The following is a 23,202-nucleotide window of genomic DNA, read 5'->3' on the forward strand; positions in this document are numbered from 1 at the left end:
TATAAGGATGTAAGTGAGCTAAAATATCTCATTAAAAGCAATAAACACCTTCTAAAATTTATATCTAAGCTCGCCTAACCAAGATGTCATTCTGCAACTATACTGTTTAAAAGCATTGATGTAGGAGTGAGTTATGAGAATGCGCCAAAAGCTGATCAGTAGTTTTGTACTGACAGTGATAATACCAATATTAGCAATATCAATTATGAGTATTACGCGCACCAAAGAAGAATCTCTGACTCGATTTACCGCATCCTCTGACAGTGAAATACGTCAGGTAGAAAACACCTTTGTGCTGTTTTTTGACCAAATGAAAAATAACGCTCGATTTTTGGCACAAAGTCAGGCTGTCACCCAAGTAGGAGATGATACGACAACCTACTTCGGTGCTGAAAAAATGATGACACCTGAAACGTCAGGCAGTAATGAAGCTGAGATTTTTGAGCTATTTAAAAGCTTTGGCGTGACGCACCCAGAATTGCTATTTGTTTATTTAGGCACAACGCAAGGTGGTTTCATACAATACCCAGCAGAGCCACTTGGCGGCTACGACCCACGTAAGCGCCCCTGGTATCAAGAAGTCACAAAATCAGCTAATGACGAGGTCATTACAGATCCTTATCAAGGCGTAACAGGTCAAGCCATGGTCTCCATTGCAACGGCCATTAAGCGAGATAATACCTTGGTTGGCGTTCAGTCTCTGGATGTCACGCTGGCCACTTTGACCGATATTGTCAGTAATATCCAACTCGGAGAAACCGGCTATTTAATGCTACTGGATGGGAGTGGCACTATCTTGGCTGATCCTAAGCAACCAGATAGTAACTTTAAAAATATCGCTGACTTAACCGCCCCCAAATATCAAGCTATTAAAAGCGGCCCCAAAGATGCCTTGATTGAAATTGATAATGGTACGAACAAGTTGATGGCCAAGCTCTACCACTCAAACACACTTAATTGGACTTTTATCGCGTTAATGGATGAAGATGAAATCTTATTCTCTGCCTATACCATGTCTTACAACATTAGCGTTATCGCCATCATTATGCTGGTATTATTTGTTGTCATCGCTATCGTACTTGCCAATAAAATTGTCTACCCCATAGAAATGGTCTCAGAAGGATTAAAAGAAATTGCGCAAGGGGAAGGTAATTTATCAAAAAGGCTGCAAGTTATTGGCAATGATGAAATAAGTGAACTCGCAGCTTGGTTTAATCAGTTTTTAAACTCAATCAATGCACTCGTCATAGACATAAAAAGTAATGCCAGTAATTTAAACGACCAAGCCCAACAGTCTCATGGCAGTATCGATGAAATACGGGGTCAATGCCATCATCAAGCCAGCACATCTGAGCAAACCGCTGAACACACCCATTCGATGGAAAACATGGCGATGACCGTCAACGATAACTGTACGCAAGCGCTTAGCGAAATCTCTAATACAGATGCCCATGCCCAACATGGTAATACGTTAATACAAAGCACAGTGCAGCAAGTGGCCACTTTAAATGACTCACTTGGCAGCTCAGCGAAAGCAATGAGCGAACTAGAAGATCAAAGCAACAATATTACGAACATATTGGAAGTTATTAGAACCATTGCCGAGCAAACCAACTTGCTGGCACTCAATGCCGCTATCGAAGCTGCCAGAGCTGGTGAGCAAGGACGTGGGTTTGCGGTGGTTGCTGATGAAGTTCGTACTCTTGCGCAGCGCTCTCATGACGCCACCAAGGATATTGAAAAGGTATTGACCAAGCTCACTGAGCAAACTCGCTCAGTATCACGGCATATGACCCTCAGCGTTGAGGAGTCTAAATCAGCTATTGAGCAATCGGAGCAAGCCCATCAAGCTTTTGAAGACATTGCAAACTCAATTTCACGTGTGAAACCAATCATTGCAAATATATCTGAGCAAGCTGAGCAGCAAGGTGCCTATGCCAGTGATAGTCGAACGCAAATAGAAGGGGTTAACCAATCTATAAAACAGGTAAGCCAATCAGCTGACACCTTATATGATGGCGCAAAACAGCTAGTGATATTTGCCAACAATCTCAATGAGCTTGTTGGCCGATTCAACACTGATTAAAATCAGTAATACGCTATTAAAGACCTTTCTGATTCGCCATGCCTTCTAAAAACTCTAAGCTTGCGCGCTCTTTGGTTGTGGGACTATAGGGATCTCTCGATAGCTCAGATAAATCGATGTCTATCAAGGGGATTTCAGTCACTTCACTTTCACCAAACCGAGCCCGCTCACCAGGCACTGAGGACATACGCTCTACAACAAATGTCATGAGCCTTAGGTCTGAACTTTTATCAGGTAGTACTGATTGGTGCGCCTTTAATTGCAGCTCTTGTCGACCAGACGACAGCTTAGACTTAGTAACAAGGTGCGCTAATGGCTGTGCGCCATCATATAAATTTGCTCGAACGCGATAAATGCCCGCGTCCTCAACATCCATCGATAATGTCATTATCAAGTCACTGCCATTTACTTCTGCATGCTTCAAACCAATCAACTTTGCACTTGGCTGCTCATACTTTGCCTGCGCAACAATTGTAATGGGATCTCCAGCGACATCAGCCACCACTTTTAATTGCAAATCGCCAGAAAAACTTTCCTTACCTGCGAGCTCAATCATTGCACCGGCCTCTGAAACAGCTAACGACTTCTCAAGCAAGATCTTTTGCTCATCTACAATGCTCACAATAACTTTGGCGCGCGTTACCGCTTCACCTTTTAACACCAGTTTTATGGGTTCAGGGTAAATAAAGCGATATTTGTTTAGTGAGAGTGAAATAGTGCCAGACATATCTGAGGTTGGAACCGTCAAAGGGATAAAACGATTTGGCTCTAAACGATCAACATCATTCACCGTTAATGGCTGGGAATAAGGCGCATAACGTAACGTTTCACGGTAGTTGTTCGCTATCACTTTTGCAGCTTTTTGAGTGCTTATTAGCTGAAAAGGCGACATATCTACGGCACTCGCAGCCACTTCAGTTTCCGACTTAATCGTCTCATCAGGTGTTTTTTCAACAACCCTCTGCTCAGTGGCTTTTTCTGTTTGCACTAAGGCTGGTTGCGCAGTGTCATCAGGCATAAATACATACAAAATAATAAGTGCCGCAAGGGCACTTATTACAATTACGACCTTTTTGTTCATCGCAATCACTCAGGCATAGCAGCAAATAACAATGCTGACATGCTGTTATTATCTGATTGTCTTACATATCTATACTTCTTCTTCCAGATCCAAAAGCCCTTCTCTTCTTCATACGTTGAGAAAGCCACTTGCTTATTTGGTGCAAGCTGAATAGATGAATTGGCTGTTGTTACTTTGCCTTTTGACTGATTTACGATAACCGAAAAGTGATCATAGTTATCACTCATTAACATTGGGTAGTGATATGGCCAGAAGTTTCTTACGCCATCTTGGCTTTCCAGCTTACCGTCCATCCCAACGCTAACGCTACAGCTGTCAAAAGCACCAGCTTGGTTTGCACCACAGGCAGAATGCGCTGCGACAACGCTGTCGTCGATCCCCGGTAAAAATAGTTTTGTGGCATTAAAATAAAGATCGCCATCGGCTACAAATCTCAGTCTTGGTGTTCGATCACTTGGGAAAGTCGCCAGTTGACGTGCATTATTTACTTTCAAGTCATGTAATACACCTAGAGTTTGGCCCACTGAACGACCTAACCACGCTCTAACAGCAGCCTCTATAACCGGATTTGCCAGTCCATTTGCCGCACTGACTGCCAGATCTGCAAGTTCGCTACCGCCACCAGCACCAGCAACATCAAAAGTCGCAACGATGTTAAGTGGTTCAAGGCCTGCATTTTCTAACCAGTTTGCTTGGTTATCAATGATATAACGTGTAACTAAGTCACCTGTTGAGTGCGTTAAAAAGACACAGCCTGGCTGACATACACCTTGCTCAGACATGGTGCGTAGTTTAGGCCACAAATAGTCGCTTGCAATTTTACCTTCAATTCGCTCGTATGATGGCCAATCAATACGCTCATCGGCAAGTGCTCCCCAATAGTCTGCCCAGTAAGCCTGACCATCACTTTCTACCTTTGTCGGATCAATGGCAGATAGCTGCTGCGATTGAAACCCATGTACTAATACTGTTTTATATGCTTTAGCACTTACATTGATGCTTGTTCCCATCAACGTGAGTACAAAACCACTCACTAACATTTGCTTGATTGACTTCACTGACGTACGCTCCATTTTTATTATATTAATAACGTAAACACACCAACGACTTCGTGTTTAGCTACAAAATAATTGCAAGTAAAAACTCAAAAATCAAATTAATGACGTAATTTAGTTTCAAATATTTAACCTTAAAGATCAAAAAAGGGACACTTCATCGACCTTTAAGCCATAAATACTAGTGGTTAAAATTGAAACAAACGTGATATTTAAGTTAAAAATGGATTAAATTATCAAACTGTAAATATATATAGACAGCAGCCCTTATCGAACAAGAACCGCTTAATTGGAAGGTATTGGAAGCAGCTAGCCTGCTACTTCAACTCTGTTTCGTCCATGAGATTTTGCGAGGTATAGAGCCTTATCAGCACATTCAACTAAGCTATGCCAAGTCATTTCTTTACCATAAAGCGCAATGCCAAAGCTGGCACTGATATGTTTAAGCACTTCACCGGTTTCTTTATCTTTTATAGACAGCTTTGCAATATCTTCGCGAATACGATTAGAAAAGCCAACGGCCTCACTGATGCTGGAGAAAGAAATTAAAATACAAAACTCCTCACCCCCGTAACGATAAGCAGCACCTTGCCCTTCACTATGTGACTGAAGCTTTTGTGCGACTTTTCGCAATACATCATCACCACGCTGATGGCCGAACTCATCGTTAAATTGCTTAAAGTGGTCAATATCAACAAAAATAAGGACTTTTTGAAACTGGCTCGGTTCATCACAAAACTTAATAATGTCGTCGTCAAATTTACCTCGATTTAGCAGTCCTGTGAGCTTATCCGTACTTGCTTTGGTTTGGGCATCGGTCAACGTTTCTTGAAGTTGCTTGATTTCACTATAGGCAACTTCCAGCTTTTTTTGAAAGCACAGCGCGTTGTGCTGCATCACTATAGATTCTTGGGTTAGCTTAGAGACATAGCTCAGTACCCCATCGTAAATCTCAGGACCAGTCCCCAAATTTTGCTTTTTTAGCTGATGCAACCCGACATGACATTCAGATAATACGGCTGAAAACTCTTCCGAGCAGTTAAGCGTATTACTGATTTCTTGTTCAACGGTATTTAGAGTGCCTTTTACCAGATCGGACATTTCATGGAAAAGAGCAAGATCCTGCTCACTTAAAAACTCATCAAACAGCGCTTTTGCGTTTTCAGGCGGGCACGTTCCATGTTCCATTAAAATTTCATCGAGTTTTTGATTCAGTTCTGGCTCTTTACCTAACACATAGCAGTACCATATCGCATAGTTCATCGGCGATAACGGGATCTGATACTTAACCATAAAAGGGACAGCTTGCTTAAGACAAGTTGCAGATTGAGCGAAAGAGCTATTTTGTTCCATGTAAGACCCATCAATCCACGGTTCACGTGGTATTTTTATTAATTTTTGTTCTGCTTTGAGAGCCAAGAAATACAATACTAAATAATTAGAAAAAATTAATCAATCATGAATTTAACACTCTAATAACAACGACTAGCTATGTAGAAAATGCATACGAATTAAGTCTAACTCAAGGATTAAGAATAATTTATCTAGATTCCCTCCATTGGAGTACCCTTACAAGGTATTTTTTAATTGCATTTTTTTCAACTTAATTACGACCATCAGTTCCTTTATTGGGTTCAATTGATTCCCTCAGCATGTTTTTAAATTGCCCCAGTTGCCAAGGCCGCATAGCGAGCAAAAGGCCAACCCCTCTGCGTTTACTCAACGGCAGTTTAATATCTTGTTCATTAAGCTGCGCAACTTCTTTGGTGAGTTGCTGCAATCGACGTTTTATGGTCGCGATTGTCGCATCGCTATAACTACCTCTTAGGTAAAAACGATAACTATCTTCTTGGTTAAATTCACCCTGTAAAAATTTACCTAATACTTGTTGTTCAATGTACGACTCGAGTGGCCCGCCTGGGATCCAGCTAAAATCCTGTGCTATCAGTAATTTATATCTGTTATTTGGTAACAGCTGAATCATTTTTAAGCGATCTAGATGCGCTAGTAAACGAATACACTCGAGTGCTTCAATTTGATAGCGCGAAACAATATCTTCGAACTCCCAACCGTCTCTGACACAAACTGCTACCAAGAAAAGCTTTGGATTGTCCATGAGTTCTTGTTCTTGTTGGACGCTCAACTGGCTGATCTGTGATTGCTGAGATTGCGACAGAGAAAACAAATCACACAAAGTAAGCTCAAGCAACTCACCAATACTCTCAAGTTTTTGTAACGAAAATAAGTCATTAGAGAACATTCGCTTTATTGTTGCCTCACTTTGACCAAGGTGTGTAGCGACATCCTTATAAGTGAGTTTGCGCTGCTTTAATAGCATTTTTATCGTATTTGAAACGAGTGGGATCTGGCTCATAGTATTAAAATTTGATACTTAAAGTATCTTGTATTAATACATGGTATTAAAATGTATACAACTCCGTCCAGTCTGCTAGCTTAAAAGCAACACAACGAAATATGGAGTTTTCAAATGTTAGTTCAAAAGTTATTGCAAACGGTATTACTAAGCTCAGCAACAATCGCTCTGCTTGTTTCGCCCGCAAGTTACGCATCAAAGGACATATCAAAAGCAAGCGTGTACAGTACTGCAGGCAGTGTGATCGTGGGGATCACAGTTTCAAATGCGATAGAAGCAGTGCCTGTCGCCATTTCAAATGCTGTAATACAAAATGCCAATGCACTCAGTATCGGGACGACTGAGACCGCGCCTCAATCAACAAATCATGAGCCATTAGCGATTAGTAACGACATTGTCGTTGCAGGGCCTCCTCCTTCACACACTCAATAAGGGGGAAGACATGAATACGTTAAAATGCATTTCCTATTTAATTCTGCTTATGCAAAGTATGCTTGTCTTTGCAGGGAGTGAGCAATCGTCAGAGCCAAGCTATAACCCAGCTGATATCATTCAGTTTGCTAAAAAAGTTGAACATTATGGTGCTGCGCACCAAGCATATGCATTCATTATCGCAAGGGTAGGACAACCGAGTGAGGACTTGCCAAAAGGCATTGAATTCACCCATGCGGCAATCGCTGTGTATTCTAATATCACAATGCAAAATGGTGAAAAAAAGCTCGGATATGCCATACACAACCTTTATCAGAAAACAGATGATCCAGCGAAAAGCCAACTGATTGTTGATTACCCAACTGACTTTTTTTGGTCGGTAAAAGACTTAAAAGCAGGGATAGCCATCCCCACATTGAACGTTCAAAAACAATTACTTGAAGCAATTAATAATGGCGTGGCTAAGCAAGTTCATAATCCAAAATACTCGCTGATTGCTAACCCATACAACAACAGAAGACAAAATTGTACAGAGCATACCCTCAATGTCATTAACGCTGCGATATATAAAACCACAGATATGGCGCAGCTAAAAGCAAACACACAAGCGTATTTTCAGGCACAACCTCTATCAGTTAGTCGCTTTAAGTTGTTTTTTGGATCTGTATTTAAAGATGACATCTATAGAAAAGACCACAGCGGGGATGCACAAGTTGCAACTTTTACCAGCATTCGTAACTACCTCGAGCAATACGGGTTGCTGGCCCACTCAGCGATATTGACACCGGATACACCAGTACAGAAACGAGGAGAGATTTAATAATGGACAACATAACCCCAACACAAGCACCGAGCAAAGCATTTAATCTTGCATCTATAACCGTATTAGCCACGGGTGTAATCACATACTGTATAGGCTTATTTAACGCCTCTATGCAACTGAATGAAAAAGGTTATTACTTGGTTATTCTCTTATACGGATTGTTTTCAGCGGTTTCATTACAAAAAAGCATTCGAGATAAACAAGAGCATTTAAAGACTTCGGATATTTACCATGCGCTAAGCTTAATATCGACAGGCAGTGCCATTCTCTTATTACTGATTGGTTTGTATAACGCAGACTTGTTACTCAGTGAAAAAGGATTTTACGGACTCGCATATTTAATGAGCCTGTATTCAGCCGTCGCGGTCCAAAAGAATATCAGGGATCTAGCTGCTCACGCACACTCACAGCCTACTGAAGAACCGCTAGCGTGTGCGCAGCAAGAAACAGATTAAAAACCAAGTATGATCAGGGCATTAATTTGCAGGTCATCATAGATTTTCCATCGCGAGTGTCAAAAACGACAAAGCCATACTTTTTATATAAGGCTATGAGATGAGGCTCGCATTTCAAATTTAATGATGACCAACCACGCTCTGTCGCTTGTTGCTTGGCAAAATTAACCAGCTCTTCTGCTAATCCTTTGCCACGAAAGTAACCATCCACGTAGACGCCATCTAACCAACAACGTCCATTCATGAATTTAATCTCAGCAGCGCCTGCCAACTGCTCATTACAATGCACAGTAAACCCAAGTCGCTGATCTGTGCTTGAGAGTTTAGCAATGACGTCTGACACACTGCTATTCACTCGCTTGCTATCCCATTGTTCATAGTACCAAGTTGCTATTTGGTGTAGCTCCTTAGAATCTGCGAACAATAATGATATCCTTGTACACATTTTATTCTTCTTATTTTTTGTAAAATTGCTAAGCTCGATGTTTATACAGGACTTGCTATCAACAAAGCAACAATAACCTGACAGAGTATGATTTTGATAGTGGCTATATTTAGAAAAGACTAACGCGCACCGAAGTGCGCGTTATCGTTACATGGTGAAGGGGCGACTCCAAGGATGTGTTACACATCAGAAACCCTTCACAGGTATAAACGCAGCAGCCATTTATTTGGATCAAAAAAATTAAATAATATTTCTAAGCGCTCAAATAGCAAGCAAACCAAAGCCATATCATGTATTTTTTGAGCTTATCCATGTTTTGTAAGCCCTTGGTGAACGACCAAACTTTAGATTAAAGTTTTTTGCAAAATGCCCTGCGTGCTTGTAACCAACCTCTTGAGCCACCTGCATAATAGATAATTCTGTGCGTACCAATAAACTAGCGGCACGATTAAGGCGAAGCTCTGTCAAATACGCAAATGGCGCACAGCTAAACACCGTTTTAAATTGCTGCTTCAGCTTATAGTCATTCACACCCACGATTTTAGCCAACTCAACAATGCTCGGAGGAGACTGCATATTGGTCTCCAAATATTTTGCAGCTTGATAAAGCGCTTTTAAGTCAGTTTCTTTAATGGTAGCCAAACTATTGTGATAGGTTTGGTTGTACTCCAGCAATTCAGTCATCAGCTCCATCATTTTGGCTTGCACTAATAGTTTCATGCTTTTAGCGGGTAACTGGCAACCATAAACTTGATTTAGCATATTATTTATTGCCGCATTGATTGGTAAACAGATGAAGTGTTTTTCGATTAAAGATGATACAGGATTTGCTGATTGATATTGTGCTATCAACGATGACATCAGCCCGTGACTCATAGTGAAGCTCATCACTTTATTTTTACCAGCACTATATTCAAATGTACAAGCTGATTGTTCAATAAAAAATAAACACAGATGATCTTTTGGGATCATTACAGTGCCTGTGGCAGGGGTTGTAATGCTCACTCGTCCTTCTAAAACAAAAAATGCGCCACAGAGTTGAGTGCTATCAGCTGTGAATTTTATCTGTTGGTTAAAGTTCAGTTCATTGATTTGTAATGCACTATCGTCATTATAATTCAATCCAAAGCTCGCTCCTTTACCAAGCTTCTCAGGCAAAGCGATACAATAATCCGAATCTTGTGACCACCTGCTCTCACTCTCTAATACTGGCTGTGATTGTAATGTCCATTCGCTTGTTGAAAACGCGCTATGCTCTACTTGTTCAGTGGGCACTATTCAAAACTCCTTTCAGTGACAAAATAACTCCTTATCGCGCTCTGCTGGCTCAGTGATATAGGCAAAAATGTGCGTTCAATACAACACACACTTTCAATCACAAGCCATATATGATGAATAATTTTACTTCAGTTAATAACCATGACGATAGCCAGACACCAGAAATTAAAGGTACAGCTTTAGACCGATTTAAGCCCCTCAAGGATGCTTTTGTAGATAACTTTACACGACACCGCGAAACTGGCGCTGCGATCTGTGTTTATCACAACGGGCAATTAGTGGTTAACTTATATGGCAACAACAAACACACCTCACCTTGGCAAGCAAATCACAGAGTCAGTATAATGTCTTGCTCAAAAGCAATGCTGGCTATCTGCATCCACAAATTAGCTGCAAATCGGCAAATCGAATTAGATGCCCCTATTTGTCGTTACTGGCCCGAGTTTGCGAAACACAATAAAGCACATATCACCATTGCCTCTGTGCTCAATCACAGCGCGGGATTACCTTGCCACTCTACGGGAAAACCCCATGATATATTTGATTGGCAAGCATCAATTAGCAATCTTGAATCAGCCGATCCTATCTTTCTTGCAGGACAAAAGCTCGTATATCATGCCCTTACATACGGTCATATTTTAGGTGAGGTATTGCGCCGCGTTGATGGCCGCGTGCCAAGCACATATTTCGATCAAGAAATAGCACAGCCGTTTGAAATTGATTGCGCATTAAAAAGACAAGAAAACTATCCGCATCGGGATATAAAACCAAGCCCAGCCTTTTCTCGTTTTGGGCTAAAAATAATGTCCCGTTGGTTGCCTAATATTCCTTATTGGAAATACCAGTATTTTAGACCGTGTAATGAACACTATCACCCAAACTCATCGGCTTGGCATAATAGTGAGATCCCTGCGGTATCTGGCCATGCTTCAGCCTTTGGGCTCGCAAAAATGTATGCGTTCTTAGCAAATGGCGGGACTTTAACAGGCAAAACACTTCTACCACTGTCACAGGTTAAAACAATGACGCAATTGAGTTTTGCAGGGCAAGAGCTTACAACCCAAAAGCAATGGCGCATGGGCGCTGGTATGATGCTCAACTCCCCGGACTTTTGCCCAATGGGGCCCAACTTAGAGGCATTTGGTCATATGGGTATGGGCGGATCTATTGGGTTTGCCGACCCCAAATCACAACTTGCTTTTGCTTATGTGACTGAATCTTTTCATACCCCAAATAAATACGACAAAAGCCTCTGCGGTAAACGGCAACAGAACTTAATCAAAGGATTATATAAATCATTGTTATAAGGGCTTACTAGTTAAGGGAGGTAGCTACAAAAGTAGATTAATATCATTACCTTTGCTTTTAAAGCATGCTAATTTGATATCAAAATAATAATAATGGAACCACTATGAAAGCCATTTATTTTACACTTACCTCCTTTTGCGCCATGTCCGTGTATGCCAATTCGCCACTGCCCGACAATAGACATGTAAGTATACAAGGCAGTGCAACAGTTGAAGCAAAGCCCGACCTTGCTGATATTTCTTTTGAAGTTGAGGTCATGAAAAGTACTGCTTTGGCGGCAAAGCAAGCGCTAGATAAACGGGTCAATGCTTTATTAGAGGGATTGGGTACATTTGACATTAAAGATGAACATGTCTCAGCGTCTAGTTTATTAACTGAACCTAATATTATTTATGATGATGAGGACAACCCAGTTGAGTCAGGTTATATCGCCACTCGCTCAATCACTGTCACGCTAACCAACATAAATAAGCTTAATGATTTTATCAATTTCGCCCTGAGTGTAAAAATCGACACAATAGACGACATCAAATTCAGATCTTCAAAATCATCTCAATTCCGACAAGAAGCGACCATGCAAGCTGTTCACAACGCAAAGGATAAAGCCAATATGTATGCCGAAGCTTTTGGCGCAAAGCTCGGTCAAATCTACAGTATCGACCCCAACGCTCATGGCTCTAGATACCAATACGGTATTGAGCGCATAGAGGTGACTGGCTCGCAGATTGACAGTGCTTATTTATCTACTGGTCGATACTTACAAGCAACCATTACATTTTCTGCATCAGTGAATGCAGTGTTTGATTTAGAAATAGAATAAACAGTATAGAGGTTCGTCATCGTACATAAGCAACTTGTTCAGCCCATGTCTGATAAGCGCTTTCATTTTGCTTTTCGAGTGCATCAGCTAAAAATGAGAGGAAAACGCGTACTTTAGCAGGTAAATAAGTACGTTTAGGGTATATTGCAAATACTCCATTCTCTATTTGTGGTGGCCTAAAGTGTGGATAAACAGACACCAGCTTGCCAGATTCTAGTCCAGCTTTTGCCAAAAAGTGGGGTAACTGTGCAAACCCTAATCCATCCTCACACATTGCCACCATCATTTCCCCATCGTCCGTAATGTGACTAGACTCAAGGTCATACAGTGCATAATCTCCTTGCTCGTTTGGTAAATAAATGGGTTGCAGTTGCTGTGTTTCTTTAATGCGAAACCCTATCCACTGATGTGCTTTAAAGTCATCTCGTAGTGCAGGAGTACCATTTTTAGCTAAATAGTCTGGTGATGCACAGACAAAAAAATCCATTGGGCTGAGCCTTTTCGCAACTAACCGACTGTCTTTCACGTAGCCCGTTCGAATCGCAATATCTACACCACTCTCAATCACATCCGTATGCAAGTCATTAATTTGCAAGTCGAGTTTAATCTCGGGGTAACGCGCACAAAACGCAGCCAATACGGGTCGTAAATATAAATGCCCATAACATACCGCAGAGTTAACCTTCAATACCCCGCTTGGCGAGTCATTGAGGTGTTTAATCTCCCCTTCACACGCAGAGAGTTCTTGTAACAACTTTCGAGCAGTAGATAAATATTGCTTACCAGCATCGGTGACACTCAACTGTCTGGTTGAGCGCTGGATCAGCGTTACTTGCAGCTGTGCTTCCAAGCGGCTAATTGCTTTACTCACTGCGGATGGATCAGTATTACAATATGCCGAAGCCGCAGCAAAGCTACCTTCTTCACAAGTTGCAATAAATAGCTCCAATGCTCTTAACTTATCCATTTGATATGTTCCTTCTTATTTTTCCCTCCAATATACCAGTTTGATCCGTGAATTATATTCATGGTTGATCTGTATTTTTTACTATTTTTCCATGTATGACGTCTTCATACACTGAGCCAACCATTTTAAAGCACTATTTGGAGGCTAAGTTTTGCGACAATTCAACACGGATACACCAGACAAACAACCGTTACGGCTATATTTTGCGGTTGCTTTCATTGCTATGTCAGGGCTCTCTTATATCAATTTTTTACCGGGTTTAATGAATGCACTAGCAAACGGCTTAGGGCATACAGAAAGCCAAGCTGGTCAAGTTGTTGCATTCAACGGATATGGCGCTTTATTTGGCACTGCGCTGGCTATTTTGAGTGTGAAATATATACATTGGAAACCGACGATTATCAGTGCCATGTCTGTCTTACTGCTTTTAGAATTAACCACTCCCACGATTATTAGCTTTGACGCCTTGTTGGTGTTGAGATTTGCCACAGGTTTTGCAGGTGGGCTGGCTGTTGGCGTGTCATTTTCTGTGCTTGCAAAAATGTACAATACAAATCGGGCTTTTGGCTTTTTACTATTTATTCAATTTGTCATCGGTGCATTGGTGATGTACACACTGCCACAACTTGAACTTAACCTAGGCGAACATGCTGTATTTTATATTATGGCGACCATTGCGGCCTTGAGTATATTAATGGCAATAAGTATCCCTGCGGGGCGCTTTACAACTAACACTAAGTCACAAGAAAGCCATACAAGAGTAGGCTCTCTTGGCCTTTCAATAACAATAATGCTAGTCATCTTTATTTATTTAACCGCAGCCAGCGCACTTTATGCCTATGTCGGTTTAATTGGCATGAAAGCAAACTTAAATGAAACACAAGTGAGTACTTATATTGCCTTTACGGGCTTATTGGGTCTACTGGGTGCCGTCATTCCCATGATACAAGCACCATTTATTAAAAGACGACCACTGATCTTAATCAGCATTTCATTATGTCTCGTTGCTGTACTCGTGTTACTTCAACCAACCATCTCCATAACTGCCTATATTGTCGCACTAGCCCTGTTCTTCTTTGCATGGCCTGCTGTGCAATCCTTTTTATTTGCCACGATAGCTGATATCAGCCCCAGTGGACGACTGTCTACTATAAGCTCACTCGTATCCTCTATCGCGATGGCATCAGGGCCCATGCTAGCCGCATTTTTAATAACACCAAATGACTATAGCCTGATGCTCACGGTCTGTGCGTCGCTATTTGCGCTTTGTGCAGTCATTTTATATATGCCGCTCAAAACAGCGCCTCCTATAAAGGGGCAATCTACTCCCACTCTTACTACACACGCTAAGCAATAAAAGGAAGTATCATGATCAGATTTTTGCTTAATAAACAGATACAAGATATGAAATCAAGATACGATTATGATGTGCAATATATGGAAGATATTTTGCAATCTAGTTTGGCCGCTTTTTTCAAATATTGGGGTTTTACCAGCATGTCATCCCATGATGCGCAGGTACCCATTGCCCCGTTATTTGCTGCACGCATACGCACACTCATCAATGAAGATTGCGGGCCTTGCATACAACTTGCTGTCAATATGGCATTAGAAGCTGGATTAGACGCGGCGCTTATTGAACAGATCATAAAAAACCAGCAAGACAAAGTGCCTAAAGAGGTAGCGCTTACCATGCGCTTTACCGAACTGGTACTGGCCCATAACCCAAGTGCTGATGACCTTAAAGCACAAATTGTTTCACTTTGGGGCCAACCTGGGCTCATCACATTAAGCTTTAGTATCAGCACCTACCGCGTATTTCCAACACTCAAATATGCGCTCGGCTATGGCAAAACCTGTCACAAAATTGAGATAAATAAGGCGCTACATAAACCGGGTTAACTCTAAAACAGACGTTTAACATTGCCCACTTTAGCCAATAAAAGTGGGCTCAGAAAACTCGTTTGGACCAAGATTAAAAGACCCCATTCGTATTGTTAATTTTACCGCCCATAAACAAGTTATAAAGTCGCATAGACATATCTAACGGCTGTATCGCATCCCAATGTTCTACCAAACTACCCTCTCTCACAGTCCACGTATCTATGATGTTCATGCCTTTTGTATCATCACCACGGTGCTTTGCTTTTAATGTCGCATGAGAGTGAATGATCACTTGTTCACCATCAACAAACATGCGTTTGACGTCATAGCTAAACTCAGGTGCTAATTTCACAAAGTCTTTGAGCGTTTTTACCACACCAGCGATACCATCAGCCATTGTACGGTTGTGCTGCTTGTATTGATCTTCTCCAAAGCGCGCGATGACTTCGTCAAAATTGTGATCGTTCATCAGTAACTGCACAAATTCAACCACAGCTTGGGCATTACCAAGGTCCTCTGCTTGCCAGTGAGATTGAGTTAGTGCTTGTAAATTGATCTGTGGATTACGCATTGTTCGCCCTTAAAACTTGATTCAATCAAGGCTTTAATCGCCTTGTATTTAACTTTTAAAATGCAAGTTAAATTATTTGATTGCAAAATGCAAGTGAATTATTATGTAAGGACATCGAACAAAGAGACCTATTATGACCAAACGTTCTGACTGCCCTATCTCTAATGTGCTTGATATTGTTGGGGATAAATGGAGTTTACTGATCATCAGAGATCTGATGTTTTTTGCTAAACATTCTTACTCTGAGTTACAAAACTCAGAAGAAAAGATGGCTACCAACATTCTATCTAGCCGCTTGGAGAAGTTAGAAAAGCAAGGACTCATCAAGAAATTACCTGATGAGAAAGATAAGCGAAAAAAGGTATATCAACTCACAGAGCCAGGCATAGATTTAATGCCGACTCTGTTAGAAATGATACTTTGGAGCGCAAAGCACGCTCCGGATTTAAACATACCAACGCAATTAGTCGAACGTGCACAAAGCGATCGGGCGGCATTATTAGAAGAGTTGATGGCCAATATTCGACAATAGCCACAATTCACACTCTGTTTTTTATTGTAACGACATGCGCTCAAATATGGCGGAGGTGCCTGTTGCCCCCGCTTGTGTTGCTCCACCCAACAAGTAGATATGATTGTTTACAGTTAACGCACCAAGCCCATGACGCGTCGAGGTCATTGTAGCCGGATCAGTGTGCCAAAGGTTGGAATCTGGATCGTAGCGCCAAATACCATCAAAGGTACGCGTTTTCATTTCTCGTTCTCCCTGATTGTTCGTGGTGTATGAATACTCTTCACCACCAAACACATAGATTTGGCCATTTAAAACAGCACTGGCTAGCCCAGCACTGGCCTGCGGCATACTTTCAAGACTCTTCCAGCTATCCTGCTGGGCGTCATATCGCCATAAATTATCGAGATTTTTAAAATCGAGTGCATTAACACGGCCACCCATCACATACCATTGACCATTAATCACCACTGACGTCGCTGAATTACTGGCTATCGGCAAAGGCGCAGCTTGTTGCCACCGGCCTGCTTTCAATACCCAATGCGCATTTGTGTCACTCAATTTACCGTTTATCAGAGTGCGACCACCAGCAACATGGACATAGCCATTGATCACACCGTACACTGATTCCCCCAGAGGCATTGGCAAGTCAGGCCCTACTCCCCATGTATTGTGCCCTTTTTGTAATGTATAAACGGTACGTTTTACTTGCCATGCGTCGTCTGATGTTGCATTAAATCCACCTATTGCATAAAGCACATTGTCATTGGCTATCAGTCCTAAATGGTGCCGAGGTTGTGGCAACACAGGACCACGCGTCCAGTTTTGAGTTTGTGTATCGTACACATGAGTTTTTTTAGATGCAGCCAAGTGAGCGAGCACAGCATGTTCGGGAGGCATATGTTCAAAAGCCCCCGCAACATATACTTTTTCATCAAAAACGGTTGGGTACACTTCTTGAAGTGGTGCAGGTAACCTTGTCTGTGATTGCCATTGGATATTTTTTGGCTCAGGCGCTTTGCCTAACGTTGAATCAACAGAACAAGCTTGCAGTGCAATAGCGCAAAAAGAGGCGATTAAAATTGCGTAAAACTTTTTATTCATAGGTTGAACTGGTTACATTCGTGGTCTGAGAAGTAAAGCATACTCGGCCCCTAATGCCTGTGACTTTTTCCTCAACATAAAACTTATGTAACTAAATTAGCATACTAGACTTGAATTGATTCTTGTAGATAGGCAGTGATTTCTCGTTTTTGCCGAGCGTTGAAAGCATAATAGCCAAAGCGAATTGTGTTTTGTGACTCATCTGTGATGCTAAGCTGCTTCCCCAGTAAGCCATATGCCACCTTAAATTCAATAATTTCAGAGCGAGATAACACGCTACTTTCTCCGAGTTGTATCAATTCAAAATTATCTTCGCTCAGTTTAACACCGTGTTCTACCACGCGACTTTTTCCTGTATTAAATACAGCTAACCAGATAGGTGGAACTGTGCTAATGAAAGCAAAGAATACGACTGCGACATGTATTTGATCCTGATTTACACGCGCATCAAACGCAAAAATACACAAGCTCGCAATCGCAAACTGTAACAAAGAACAACATGCAGCTTTATAAGCTCTATCTATCACATTTTGTAATCGAGACTGGATAATTAATTTGACCATCACCTTTCTTGATAGCTGTCTATTAACGGCGGCACACACCACTTTCGCAACGCGACTTGCCTGTCAGTAAATACGAGATACGATAACGATTTTTTGCAAACAACAAATAAACCTTATCCGCGATTGGTTTAATGAGAGGCCAGCGCAGTGGTGCGTATAGCCACCCCATGCCGACCAATTGCCATGCACGATGTGTGACATCTAATCCCAGCAACAAACCGCCTTGCTCGTCAAGTGCATGTAAAATTAAATTAGCTTGCTTTGGGTCTATGTGTGGATAGTTAACAAACTCATCACTGTGTATATCCACTGTTTTAATTTGCGCAGTCTTGTCACGTTTAGTCAATGCCGTCATTTCTTTCACGCAAAGAGGGCACGTACCATCGTAAAATATCGTTAGTTTAGTCATGTTTCTCACTCTTGTTTATTACCCGATACGTACATGCAAAAAAATACGATCAGCATAGCGCTTGTAAATTCACAATAACGCAGAAAATAAAAAGATTAAAACAGATTACAAGAAATTAGCTTATGCGCAGAGCCAACACACTCATGAGGTATAAAAGTAAAAAGAGCCACACTTGTATGGCTCAACTTTTCATTAGTCAATTCAATCTTAGCTAACTACTTCGCTATGATTATCGACCACCGAAAACGCGTGGCGTGCCACCTTCATTGATACAACGAAAATACGCGCTATTAATGGAACCATCACTATATGCCTCTTCATACCACAAGAATGAACCATTTTTATAACATACGACGTAAGTCGCTTCCTCAGCTGTAGAAACACTAGGCAGTGAAATAGTAATGATGGCTGCTAATGCGGCGAGTGTTGTTTTTATCATTATTTGTCTTTCCTTATTTTAATAATTGATGTGATTGTATAACCACGACAAAATGCTAACAAAACAACACAAAAAAGAAAACAAAATATAAATAAATGTATTTTTCCAAAAATAATGAGAGATTTTCGTCTTTTTTAACACTTTCCCGTCTTATAAGTGTTGATTCTTTTGGAGGCATTTATGCAATATCTCGACACTCACACATTCAACTTACAAGCCCCAGTAAAAACTGGATCTGCACACAAGCCAAGAGTGCTTATTTTATATGGCTCACTAAGAGCCAATTCCATAAGTAAAAAAGTAGCTATTGAAGCGGGCAATATACTGACCGATATGGGCGCAGAAGTCAGATATTTTAATCCTCAAGGTCTGCCTGTATTTGATCATGGCGAGAGTGCCGAGCATCCCAAAGTCATAGAGCTTAGAGATTTAGTTACTTGGTCTGAAGCACAAGTATGGAGCTCACCTGAGCTACATGGCAATATGTCTGCTGCGCTTAAAAACCAAATTGACTGGATCCCCTTATCCATTGGTGCGGTGAGGCCTACACAAGGTAAAGTTCTTGCCGTCATGCAAGTCAGTGGAGGCTCGCAAAGCTTCAATGCGGTGAATAATATGCGAATTTTAGGACGTTGGATGCGTATGCTAACCATACCTAATCAGTCATCGGTAGCGAAAGCCTACAATGAATTTAATGACGATGGTTCCATGAGGGCAAGTAGCTATCGAGATAGAGTTGTTGATGTGATGGAAGAACTAATGCGTTTTACTTATTTAACCCGAGACAATAAAGATTTTTTAGTCGATAGATACAGTGAGCGAAAAGCCAAAGTTACACCACAAACAGAAATACCTCCTGCGATGGGAGATATCTTAGAGCAAAAAACACCATCAGTTAAAACTAAACAGATATCGTGCTGCTAATATAAATGGGCAATAGTAAATATGCTATTGCTCTTTTGAGAATTGATATGACCATTGAAGAAATCTGGCGAGAATATAGAAGCAGTTTAAAGGCGTTTTTACATAGCAAAGTGTCCAACCCTGACGACGTTGAAGACTTATTACAAGATGTGTTACTAAAAACGCATCTCGCCATGCACAACTTAAATAAAAAAAGCAGCATTAAAGCATGGCTTTTTCAAATAGCACACCATACTGTGATAGATCATTACCGCAAAAATGGACAAGAGAAACTCATTGAATCACAGCAGCTATGGTATGAGTCGCAACAAAGAAATATTAAAATGGAACTGGCACAATGCATCAAGCCTTTTATTCAGGCACTGCCTGAAAAAAGCGCCTCTTTATTGGAAGAAGTGGAGCTTGAAGGTAAATCTCAAAAACAACTCGCACAAGAGCTATCTATCAGCTACTCGACGGTAAAATCCCGAGTGCAAAAAGCTCGAACAGAGTTGAATGACGTTTTTCATGCTTGCTGTGACTATGATTTGGATAAACGTGGCAACCTTATTGAATACCACCCAAAAGCGGACTTTAATACACGCAAGTTAAAGCCCGAAAATAAATAGAGTGAGTGCAAATAGGTATTCGTATCTAATTCGCTCTGTGAGTTTTCGAATAAGCCGCTGCTGCAAAATGCACTTAAAGGTAAAATACCCACATGAATTCACTAAATTATAGACTAAGTACTTATCACTTTGGGATCGTCAGCTTCTGCCCAACATGGATAATGTTAGACTTCAGCCCATTCTCTTTTTTAAGTGCTGACAAAGAAACATTATACCGCTGTGCAATCAGCGATAATGATTCTCCATTGACTACGCTATGCACTGGCATATTTTTACTCGCAAGTAAGGAGCCTTTAGGAGGGTAGCGATTAAAATAGTTTTGGATCGCACGAGTAATCGCCGTCGCTAATTTTTTCTGATGAGCTGGATTATTTAAGTTTTTTTCATCTTTTGGGTTTGATATAAAACCCGTTTCAATAAGGACTGATGGTATATCTTGCGCCGTCAATACCGCTAAACTTAACCCGACAGGTTTTGTCTTATGTAACTTAGTCACCTTTTTCAACTCTTTTAAAGCTTCTGTAGCAAACACGTAGCTACTTTGAGTCGTAAACTCTTTAGTCATATCAGCAAGGATCACGGCCAAATTATCGTCTTGCGTATTTTTGATGATCTCGCCTGCGCCCCCCAGTAATTGAGACTCTTTTTCGCGATTTGCTATGACTTTGGTAAATTCAGAATTCGCTCTTCGAGCAGATTGCACTAAAACAGAAGCGCCATTTGGCTGAGGCGACGTAAACGCGTCGGCGTGGATTGATATTAACAAATCAGCTTTATTTTCTCGTGCCATACGCGGCTTTCTTTCATGCCTGACAAAGTAATCTCCAGTCCGTATCAAAACCGCTTTCAAGCCATTTTGCTTATTAAGTTGAGCTGCGAGTTTTTTAGCTATCGCCAATGTGACATGTTTTTCATAACTGCCCTTATATCCAATCGAGCCAGGGTCATCCCCGCCATGCCCGGCGACAATTGCAACCACAACGTCTCTATTTTCATCAGCCTTTTTATTTTTAACCACAGGTTTAGGTTTTACGGTATCATGCAGCTCCACCACAAGCCTGTGTCCATACTGCCCTGTTGGTGCTAAAGGGAAAACAACGAGCTTATATGCGCCATCTAGCTCTAATACGACACGTTTAGATTTTTTATTTTTAGGTGCACTGGTTCGCACTTTTTTAACTCGATGATCGCTTCGAGCCAGCTTTTTAAAATCGACTTGGGTTTTGCTGTCGCTAAAGTCAATGACCAAGCGATTTGGTGAACGTAAACTAAAAAATGAGTAATCTGGCTTGTCTTTTAAATCAAAGACCACTCTCGTGCTCGATGGTGCTGACCAAAGACGTACTGATTCAATATTATTTTGTGCGTGTACTTTTACACTATTCACACTCACAAAAAGCATAAGAAAAACTAAAAATGAGCGAATTAAAAGTTTTGAAATTGCTAAATCGGCTTTCAAAGCTCATCCTTAAAATCAAAAAATACTGCGTCAATATAGATTATACTAGTAAACAAGATAATGTAAGTGAAATCAATGCTAATAAAATAAACCAACGATAGACGCAATTTTTATCATCAGACTAAAAGGCGTCATTCACTTCCCTTTAAAAAGTCTAGAGCGGCAATGGAAACGATAATTCTTTTTTTGCCACTGATGAGTTCATGGGCAATTAATGCCAGCTTTTCATGCTGACATCAATCGCAGTAGCAAAGTAAAACACTATAAGCGTTACTCAAGCCAAATTAACTTAATACCTTATGCACAGCTAAACGCACTCAGGAACTGGCTTAGAAAGCTCAACTGAAAAGTCTAATTGCAATGTTGTTTTAATGGGACGACTCGACTGGTTACTACTGGCCGGTTTCCATTCATACTTTCTCAATGCTTTTCTTGCTGCAAGATCAAACACTTCATTCGGCACAGATTTAATTATTTGAAACTCAGATGCCCTGCCTTCACTTGAAATAACAAGCTCAAATTCAACACAACCACTTACGCCTTCTTTAGCGGCCTTTAAGGGGTAATTAGGAGCTAAAGACCTAGAAACCTGCCAATATTCCTCTGTTGGTATATTTGAATTAGTTAAATCTATAATATTATTATTTTCATCTTGCTTTAAATTATTTGACGAAGAGCAGCCAATTAAAGAAAGAAAAGCTATTCCTATATAAATATTTCGCATAAAAATCCTTTTACATTTTAAGTTTATAAAAAAGTTGAGACTTATATATTAAAATTGTTTTTCTAAAATGTAAAATCCATAACCAAGTGTATCCCTGCCCAACTCAAGATAAATATCTATCCATTTTTCTAGTTGTTGCGTTTTTAACTTTAATGCATCCTCACATGCTGGATCAGCTAACAATGCATGATTGTTCATAACTCGAGTCCACTCAAAATTATCCCATTCTTCTTCACTGCTTGTTGTCGCATACAATGCTATAAACCCAGCCTCTCGTGCCAACTTTACATTGCCATGATGAGTTTGATACATATCTTGTGTGACACCCAACACATCCAAGTAGCTTTGATCCGGCTGCTGCTTCCAATAGCACTCGCCAAGTAAAAGTCTCCCCCCTGGTTTTAATAATTTTAAAACCTCAAAAAAGGTACTTTCCAACGCACTCTCCCCGTCTCCAAAAGCATGAGAGGAGCCATTACAAACCACTAAATCAAAGTGTTCTTTGGGTAAATCAACTTCTTTTATCGGCTGACTGATAAATTTGAAACAATCCGACGCAAAATTATCGACACAGTATGATTGCGCTTGTGCTATTAATTGCGCATCAATATCCACACCAACAACATTAGCTTCATATGCTTCTAAGATCTGGTGTAAAAACCTTCCATTACCGCAACCAACTTCTAAAACATCAGAAGACGCGGGTAATTGCAAAAGTGACAGTAAATACTGCTCTTTTATTTTTCCTAAAGGGCTATTGTATTCCATTAATATACTTACCTAATTTAGATACAGTAAAAAGATAACATTAATCAATAAAATAAATAAAGTAAAACTACAAAAGGGACAGTTGATGAGTGTCAAATTATTACATCTTATAGA

Annotated in this window: 26 protein-coding genes; 11 read left to right on the forward strand and 15 right to left on the reverse strand. The window is 40.7% G+C overall.

Annotation, left to right across the window (positions count from 1 at the left end):
* Positions 1-133 precede the first annotated feature (133 nt).
* On the forward strand, positions 134-2,086 hold the full coding sequence (locus AC2CZC_RS26160; RefSeq protein WP_484585272.1) for a methyl-accepting chemotaxis protein: 1,953 nt from the start codon (positions 134-136) through the stop codon (positions 2,084-2,086).
* A gap of 16 nt (positions 2,087-2,102) precedes the next feature.
* Here the strand turns inward: AC2CZC_RS26160 and AC2CZC_RS26165 are convergent, their stop codons facing one another.
* The 4 genes from AC2CZC_RS26165 to AC2CZC_RS26180 all read right to left on the reverse strand — a co-directional run bounded on the left by AC2CZC_RS26165 (position 2,103) and on the right by AC2CZC_RS26180 (position 6,596).
* Complete coding sequence (locus tag AC2CZC_RS26165; RefSeq protein ID WP_484585273.1) at positions 2,103-3,167, reverse strand: hypothetical protein; 1,065 nt, start codon at positions 3,165-3,167, stop codon at positions 2,103-2,105.
* Between the two features lie 5 nt (positions 3,168-3,172).
* On the reverse strand, positions 3,173-4,240 hold the full coding sequence (locus tag AC2CZC_RS26170; protein ID WP_063363272.1) for a hypothetical protein: 1,068 nt from the start codon (positions 4,238-4,240) through the stop codon (positions 3,173-3,175).
* A gap of 291 nt (positions 4,241-4,531) precedes the next feature.
* A complete protein-coding gene (locus tag AC2CZC_RS26175) occupies positions 4,532-5,575 on the reverse strand; it encodes a GGDEF domain-containing protein (protein ID WP_484585274.1) in 1,044 nt (347 codons plus the stop codon).
* Between the two features lie 250 nt (positions 5,576-5,825).
* Positions 5,826-6,596 (reverse strand): helix-turn-helix domain-containing protein, encoded by a 771-nt coding sequence (locus AC2CZC_RS26180; protein WP_484585275.1) that lies wholly within the window; start codon positions 6,594-6,596, stop codon positions 5,826-5,828.
* Positions 6,597-6,710: 114 nt separating this feature from the next.
* On the opposite strand from AC2CZC_RS26180, the gene AC2CZC_RS26185 reads away from it, so the two are divergent.
* The 3 genes from AC2CZC_RS26185 to yiaA are packed head-to-tail and all read left to right on the forward strand — an operon-like array spanning position 6,711 to position 8,306.
* Positions 6,711-7,028 (forward strand): hypothetical protein, encoded by a 318-nt coding sequence (locus AC2CZC_RS26185; RefSeq protein ID WP_484585276.1) that lies wholly within the window; start codon positions 6,711-6,713, stop codon positions 7,026-7,028.
* Positions 7,029-7,038: 10 nt separating this feature from the next.
* A complete protein-coding gene (locus AC2CZC_RS26190; protein ID WP_484585277.1) occupies positions 7,039-7,848 on the forward strand; it encodes a DUF2145 domain-containing protein in 810 nt (269 codons plus the stop codon).
* A 2-nt stretch (positions 7,849-7,850) separates the two neighbouring features.
* Entirely contained in the window at positions 7,851-8,306 is a 456-nt protein-coding gene (yiaA, locus tag AC2CZC_RS26195) for an inner membrane protein YiaA (protein ID WP_484585278.1), read from the forward strand.
* A 13-nt stretch (positions 8,307-8,319) separates the two neighbouring features.
* Here yiaA and AC2CZC_RS26200 read toward each other — a convergent pair whose 3' ends face one another.
* Positions 8,320-8,730: a GNAT family N-acetyltransferase gene (locus AC2CZC_RS26200; protein ID WP_484585279.1), complete on the reverse strand. Its 411-nt coding sequence runs from the start codon at positions 8,728-8,730 to the stop codon at positions 8,320-8,322.
* Positions 8,731-9,039: 309 nt separating this feature from the next.
* The gene (locus tag AC2CZC_RS26205) at positions 9,040-10,026 is read right to left on the reverse strand and encodes a helix-turn-helix transcriptional regulator (RefSeq protein ID WP_484585280.1); all 987 of its coding nucleotides are present in this window, start codon (positions 10,024-10,026) and stop codon (positions 9,040-9,042) included.
* 113 nt (positions 10,027-10,139) lie between these two features.
* On the opposite strand from AC2CZC_RS26205, the gene AC2CZC_RS26210 reads away from it, so the two are divergent.
* A complete protein-coding gene (locus AC2CZC_RS26210; RefSeq protein ID WP_484585281.1) occupies positions 10,140-11,336 on the forward strand; it encodes a serine hydrolase domain-containing protein in 1,197 nt (398 codons plus the stop codon).
* 104 nt (positions 11,337-11,440) lie between these two features.
* Entirely contained in the window at positions 11,441-12,157 is a 717-nt protein-coding gene (locus tag AC2CZC_RS26215) for an SIMPL domain-containing protein (RefSeq protein WP_484585282.1), read from the forward strand.
* A gap of 16 nt (positions 12,158-12,173) precedes the next feature.
* Here AC2CZC_RS26215 and AC2CZC_RS26220 read toward each other — a convergent pair whose 3' ends face one another.
* Positions 12,174-13,124: a LysR family transcriptional regulator gene (locus AC2CZC_RS26220; protein ID WP_484585283.1), complete on the reverse strand. Its 951-nt coding sequence runs from the start codon at positions 13,122-13,124 to the stop codon at positions 12,174-12,176.
* A 151-nt stretch (positions 13,125-13,275) separates the two neighbouring features.
* On the opposite strand from AC2CZC_RS26220, the gene AC2CZC_RS26225 reads away from it, so the two are divergent.
* Positions 13,276-14,481 (forward strand): MFS transporter, encoded by a 1,206-nt coding sequence (locus tag AC2CZC_RS26225; protein ID WP_484585284.1) that lies wholly within the window; start codon positions 13,276-13,278, stop codon positions 14,479-14,481.
* A gap of 11 nt (positions 14,482-14,492) precedes the next feature.
* Positions 14,493-15,026 (forward strand): hypothetical protein, encoded by a 534-nt coding sequence (locus AC2CZC_RS26230; RefSeq protein ID WP_484585285.1) that lies wholly within the window; start codon positions 14,493-14,495, stop codon positions 15,024-15,026.
* Positions 15,027-15,099: 73 nt separating this feature from the next.
* Here the strand turns inward: AC2CZC_RS26230 and AC2CZC_RS26235 are convergent, their stop codons facing one another.
* On the reverse strand, positions 15,100-15,579 hold the full coding sequence (locus AC2CZC_RS26235; RefSeq protein WP_484585286.1) for a nuclear transport factor 2 family protein: 480 nt from the start codon (positions 15,577-15,579) through the stop codon (positions 15,100-15,102).
* Positions 15,580-15,712: 133 nt separating this feature from the next.
* Between AC2CZC_RS26235 and AC2CZC_RS26240 the strand changes: the two genes are divergently transcribed.
* The gene (locus AC2CZC_RS26240; RefSeq protein ID WP_081216557.1) at positions 15,713-16,111 is read left to right on the forward strand and encodes a winged helix-turn-helix transcriptional regulator; all 399 of its coding nucleotides are present in this window, start codon (positions 15,713-15,715) and stop codon (positions 16,109-16,111) included.
* 21 nt (positions 16,112-16,132) lie between these two features.
* Here AC2CZC_RS26240 and AC2CZC_RS26245 read toward each other — a convergent pair whose 3' ends face one another.
* From AC2CZC_RS26245 to AC2CZC_RS26260, 4 genes are all read right to left on the reverse strand, one after another.
* Positions 16,133-17,194: a Kelch repeat-containing protein gene (locus tag AC2CZC_RS26245; RefSeq protein ID WP_484585287.1), complete on the reverse strand. Its 1,062-nt coding sequence runs from the start codon at positions 17,192-17,194 to the stop codon at positions 16,133-16,135.
* A 104-nt stretch (positions 17,195-17,298) separates the two neighbouring features.
* Entirely contained in the window at positions 17,299-17,757 is a 459-nt protein-coding gene (locus tag AC2CZC_RS26250) for a hypothetical protein (RefSeq protein WP_484585288.1), read from the reverse strand.
* A 22-nt stretch (positions 17,758-17,779) separates the two neighbouring features.
* Positions 17,780-18,166 carry a thiol-disulfide oxidoreductase DCC family protein gene (locus AC2CZC_RS26255; RefSeq protein WP_484585289.1) on the reverse strand — a complete coding sequence of 129 codons (387 nt, stop codon included), beginning with the start codon at positions 18,164-18,166 and terminating at the stop codon, positions 17,780-17,782.
* A gap of 229 nt (positions 18,167-18,395) precedes the next feature.
* A complete protein-coding gene (locus tag AC2CZC_RS26260) occupies positions 18,396-18,605 on the reverse strand; it encodes a hypothetical protein (RefSeq protein ID WP_063363256.1) in 210 nt (69 codons plus the stop codon).
* Positions 18,606-18,785: 180 nt separating this feature from the next.
* Here AC2CZC_RS26260 and arsH point away from each other — a divergent pair, with 180 nt between their 5' ends.
* Together arsH and sigZ are read left to right on the forward strand one after the other, a co-directional pair.
* A complete protein-coding gene (gene arsH / locus AC2CZC_RS26265; protein ID WP_484585290.1) occupies positions 18,786-19,529 on the forward strand; it encodes an arsenical resistance protein ArsH in 744 nt (247 codons plus the stop codon).
* A gap of 47 nt (positions 19,530-19,576) precedes the next feature.
* The gene (gene sigZ / locus AC2CZC_RS26270; protein WP_484585291.1) at positions 19,577-20,137 is read left to right on the forward strand and encodes an RNA polymerase sigma factor SigZ; all 561 of its coding nucleotides are present in this window, start codon (positions 19,577-19,579) and stop codon (positions 20,135-20,137) included.
* A 124-nt stretch (positions 20,138-20,261) separates the two neighbouring features.
* On the opposite strand, the gene AC2CZC_RS26275 is transcribed toward sigZ, so the two are convergent.
* The 3 genes from AC2CZC_RS26275 to AC2CZC_RS26285 all read right to left on the reverse strand — a co-directional run bounded on the left by AC2CZC_RS26275 (position 20,262) and on the right by AC2CZC_RS26285 (position 23,088).
* Positions 20,262-21,596: an N-acetylmuramoyl-L-alanine amidase gene (locus AC2CZC_RS26275; RefSeq protein WP_484585292.1), complete on the reverse strand. Its 1,335-nt coding sequence runs from the start codon at positions 21,594-21,596 to the stop codon at positions 20,262-20,264.
* 307 nt (positions 21,597-21,903) lie between these two features.
* Complete coding sequence (locus tag AC2CZC_RS26280; RefSeq protein ID WP_484585293.1) at positions 21,904-22,320, reverse strand: energy transducer TonB; 417 nt, start codon at positions 22,318-22,320, stop codon at positions 21,904-21,906.
* A 48-nt stretch (positions 22,321-22,368) separates the two neighbouring features.
* A complete protein-coding gene (locus AC2CZC_RS26285; protein WP_484585294.1) occupies positions 22,369-23,088 on the reverse strand; it encodes a class I SAM-dependent methyltransferase in 720 nt (239 codons plus the stop codon).
* Positions 23,089-23,202 lie beyond the last annotated feature (114 nt).

Source organism: Pseudoalteromonas sp. MMG033 (assembly GCF_057197785.1).